Source organism: Oligoflexus sp., from assembly GCF_035638955.1.
Classification (GTDB): domain Bacteria; phylum Bdellovibrionota_B; class Oligoflexia; order Oligoflexales; family Oligoflexaceae; genus Oligoflexus.
Genome location: NZ_DASQYZ010000041.1, coordinates 1 through 4,387, shown reverse-complemented (window position 1 = coordinate 4,387; position 4,387 = coordinate 1). Strand labels below are relative to the sequence as shown.

Annotated in this window: 2 protein-coding genes and 1 pseudogene; 2 read left to right on the top strand and 1 reads right to left on the bottom strand. The window is 52.4% G+C overall.

Annotated features, from left to right (window positions below; genetic code table 11):
* Together VE954_RS04110 and VE954_RS04105 are read left to right on the top strand one after the other, a co-directional pair.
* Nucleotides 1-637: pseudogene (locus tag VE954_RS04110) on the top strand (hypothetical protein); the annotation flags it as partial.
* Between the two features lie 2 nt (nucleotides 638-639).
* Nucleotides 640-3,372 (top strand): trypsin-like serine protease, encoded by a 2,733-nt coding sequence (locus VE954_RS04105; protein ID WP_324949946.1) that lies wholly within the window; start codon nucleotides 640-642, stop codon nucleotides 3,370-3,372.
* A 137-nt stretch (nucleotides 3,373-3,509) separates the two neighbouring features.
* Here the strand turns inward: VE954_RS04105 and VE954_RS04100 are convergent.
* Nucleotides 3,510-4,387 (bottom strand): hypothetical protein (locus VE954_RS04100; protein WP_324949945.1); only part of this gene is annotated, 878 nt, incomplete at its 5' end.

Genomic DNA, 4,387 nt, shown 5'->3' with positions numbered 1-4,387 from the left:
ATCGACAGGATTGCTGATTTGTGTCAGCACATTTTTGGCCTGTACGCCATCTTCAAGCAAGAAGGGTCAAGAGACTCCTGCAGCGCCTAACCCGCCTGTTAACCCGGAACCAACGCCAAAACCAACCCCCGCCCCGATTCCTGTGCCGACGCCCCCCGGTGCGCCGATACCGAATGCTGAGGGTGCTCCTCAGGAACGCATGTTAGGGGACTGGCAATCCAGTTTTTCAGATCTTAACTATTTCGGGAATGTCACCTATTCCATTCAGGCTGATGGCCGCGTGCTGACAAGCCTTTTGATCTATAGCCGCGGCACGAGTCAAATCATGGCCGAGCGGCATGAATTCAAGGGCACCTTTCTGAAGGACAAGAAATCCATTCAGCTGGACCATGTGAAGGGCAGCTGCGCTCTGAGCAGCGCTCAGGTCGCTCTTTACTTTACGCAGAGCGAGTTTGATTCTGACATTCTCTATCTCAAGGAAGGAACGACCGGCGATTATCTTCGTTTGAGTAAACTCAAGGGGGGCCTGTCGGACGACGTCCACACGGTCCCATCCTTGCGCGGATACACCGTAAAAGATGGATGTTTTGTGGAAGGTCGCTTGAATCAATTCGTTCCGCAGCAAGGCCGAGGTTAATCATGAAAATGGCAAAATTTATTTCACTGTGTTCCACCCTTGCTTTCATAGGCCTGACCAGTGCCTGTCATCAGGAATCGAAAAGCATACTGGATATCATCCGCGGCCAACCTTTGGCGCCTGATAGCCCGGCTTTAAATAATGTGGTTGGCCTGAGTTTGAATGGCCTCTCCACGTTCTGCACAGGCAGCGTTGTCGCTGAAGATATCGTGGTGACGGCTGCGCATTGCGTTAGTGGCTTGAAAAGTTTTTATGTGGTGTTCGGCCCACCCAATCGAATCATGCAAAAAATCGAAGTCGTCCAAGTTGAAACTTTCAAACCATACGGTGAAGCGGCATTCCCGAACTTTGACATAGCATGGTTGAAGTTGAAAACCAAGGTTCCCGCTGGCTTCAAACCTTTGGAAGTTCTGCGCGATCCGGCTCTTCTTAAAAAGGCCAAGGAATTCCGTTTGGCCGGTTATGGTTTCGAAAAAACCAACTGCTTTACGAATGATTGTAGCGATGAACTCCTGGAAGCTAAAACGGCTTTGGACAAGTATCATGATAACGCGCGATTGATGAGTCTTCTGGTTTTTAAGGGCGCTGCCGCACTGGGTTTCGGTGGAGCCTGCAATGGAGATTCTGGTGGCCCTGCCTATGCGAAGATTGATGATCGTTGGTACCTGATTGGTGTGACCAACGGAACTACGGCTTACATGACGCCTGAAGCGCACGCGAATCCCGCGCAATCCTGTGAAGCCGGAAGCGATATCTATACTTTTATGGGAGACTACGTTCCCTGGATTCAAAAGCGCAGTACTCAACAGCTGATCCAAAGGCCGGAAACCAATCCTGATCGGGCGGAGTCACCTTTTGTTGTCAAGGGTGAAGTGAAACCTGCCCAGGCTCTGGAACCGAGCACATGGGCGGAATGGATTCAGTATCCTTATCACAACGAGCAGGTTTGGAACACGATCGACCGCCTGCTTTGGCAGATCCTGGAGCTGCGCCGGCCAGAGCTTCCTGCCGAGGAACTTATTAAAATCTGGGGCGATGGAGCGTTTTCGCAGGACCAGGTGGAAAGCATCACAGATCTGGATTTTCAGCTGAATAGCACAGAAACGTTGCGTTATCAGGATCAGCCCTTGGACCTGCGTCCTTTGGGAACCTGGACCGGCTTGAAAACATTGCGTTTGACCGAAGAGGCTGCTGCCGTCGGCATTGAGAGCATCTCCCGTTTGACGTCTTTGCGCTCTCTCACCCTTGTGGCACCCGCGACCCTGCGCGAACGGGCTCTTGATCTGACAGCATTGCAAAAGCTAGGCTCCAGCCTTGAAACGTTGAGCCTCACCAATTTTACGCCTGGTGAGCTGCAGACGATTCCCTTCCAGGCGTTCAAACAGCTGACCTCGCTGCACCTCGCCGCTCAGCCGGACCGGATCCCTGCGACTTTGGATTTGACTGGGCTTCAAGCGCTGGAGCAGGTGAGTATCTCGAATTGGGCTTACGCTTCCCGCATAACCTTGCCCAAGGCTGTGACGCTGCGCGAACTTGAGCTTGATACCAGCCACACCACAGACCTGCAGTGGCTTGACCTGGATTCGATTCAGGCGATCGAGACTCTGGTGATTGATCGGGATGTTTTGAGTAGCCCTGTGCTGATGAAAGGCTTTCAGAATAAATCGATTCGCAAACTGATCGCATCGGGTAATGGTTTGACGGCTGAACATTTTCCGGCCCAGGGTTTTGCCGATCTTAAGGACGCTGTTTTGAACAGCAACCTGATCAGTGATGCCAGAGCTTTGAGAATCCTTCCTGCCCTTCAGTCCCTTGAACTTCGGGATAACCCGTTGACCGGCACAGACTGTCCGACCGGTGTGAACTGTGTGTTCGACTCGATTCCCAACCCTAAAACGGTTGCTGATTATTGCCGCAATACCCTTACCGACACCGCCTCTTTTCATAAGCCTATGATTCAGATGCTCTTGCGCGGCTTTGGTTTCCCATCATTCACCTATGACGCCTTGCGGTGTGATCAGTTGAATACCGCCCTGAGTCAGTCGACGGAATTGCAACTGCAAGGTTATGTCGACGACTATGAAGGCAATGGTGTGAAGTATGATCTGCGTGTCTTGAAAAGTCTGAAGCAGTTGAAGAGTTTGAAGATTCGAAACGCGAATCTTGTGAATGCTGAAGCGCTGGCCGAACTTCCCAACCTCACGCTTCTCGATCTGGATTTTGTGAAGACGAGGCAACTGGCCTTTATCCCAAAAATGTCAGCGCTGACGAACTTGAATTATACCGATTTTCCAAGGTCAAACCTTGAGGGTGTGTCCCATACGGGTCTTAAGGTTCTGACCGTGTCCACAGTCGGTCCTCAGGCCTTTTCTATCGGAGGTCAGTTAACCTCCATCGGTCCGCAGACAAAACTACCGTCGCTCACGACATTGTCTGTGCGAGGCAATCCTCTGCAGGATCTGAACGGTGTTGAGAGTTTTAGAAATCTGACCCAGTTGGATCTGACGGCAACCCAGGTGAAGGATCTTGGGCCTTTGTCTGCACTCATAGGAACCACGGTCGTTCTAGGCGAGGGGTATAAGCTGGCTACCTGTCCCATTCTCTACGGACGCTGTGAATCCGGTGAGAGAAACCTTACGGGCGGGAACTTTGGAGCAGCGGCTGAGAACATTCAGACGTCCAAATGGAGCGTCGGACAAGTCGTGCCCGGATTTGGCAAAGCGCTGCGGAACTAAAAACCTATTCACAAGTCCATGCAAGTGGAAGCTTTGTAAGAGTGAAACGTAAATGCAAAAGCGCTTCATCGTTGCAAGGCTTCCTCTCAACCCGAAGGGTCAAGTTTCCAATGGTTTTCTGCATCAGTTGCGGGCTGTCACTCACCAGGCGAAAGGATGGATGATCCCAGCTCAACCCATTCGCTATCGGCCGGGTTTTTACAGAAAAACCGAACCCCAACCTGATCGCTGTTGGACAGATAGAGAAATTGCTTCATTTCCTGAGTGTAGGACCGATTCCAAGGGCAACGATTCTGGAGCGCGACAATCGCCTGGCCATCGCTGGGATGACGCCAGACTAAACTTGGCCTTTGAGTTGGCAGCATGCGGCTCTCGTAGGTCGCGCCTTTCGCATCCCTAACGCGTGTTTCCAAAGTGCTTTCGTGGTCGATGATCGAAAACGTAAGTTCAGTCTCACTCTTTTGCAAGCTGTGGACTTGACCGGAAAAAGTACGGCTAGCCAGTGCCGAGATGAAATTCTGCTGGAGAACTTTCATATCAAGGGGGAACAAAGCTGGATTCGCGCTCCCTAATTTATCAAGCAGCAACTCGGCGCGACCACTGTCTTCCGTGCGACCCACGGCGTCTTTGCTGTCGGCAGAGGGCGTTCCCGCCACGAGATTGAATTTGTAAGAGTCCTCGTTGATGACCGTGGGCTTGAATCGAGCGCCGGGGGAATAAAAAATTGCGGGTTCTCCCGGTACGATCTTTTTTGTATTGACCTCCTGCTGTGCCTGCAGGCGAGCCATGGCAGCCGCTTCCGGGTTGCGTTGTTCATGCGACGTAGTGGGGGAGGAGGATTGCGTTCCGCCGTTCCCGGTGGAAGCTCCTGTTATGTCGTCCGTCGTGGCTTCGTCGGCGGTTTCTGAAGGTTCAGCATGTTGGCCGCGTTCGAGGGTCACGGGGTGGGACGCGTTCAACTCCGCCGGTGCCTCGGGCCGACCACCCGCTTGCTCCTGGTTGTCTATTTCCGGGG

Excerpts from the sequence above, each read along its gene's own strand:
- VE954_RS04105 (WP_324949946.1), top strand. The coding sequence starts at position 640 with ATGAAAATGGCAAAATTTATTTCACTGTGTTCCACCCTTGCTTTCATA.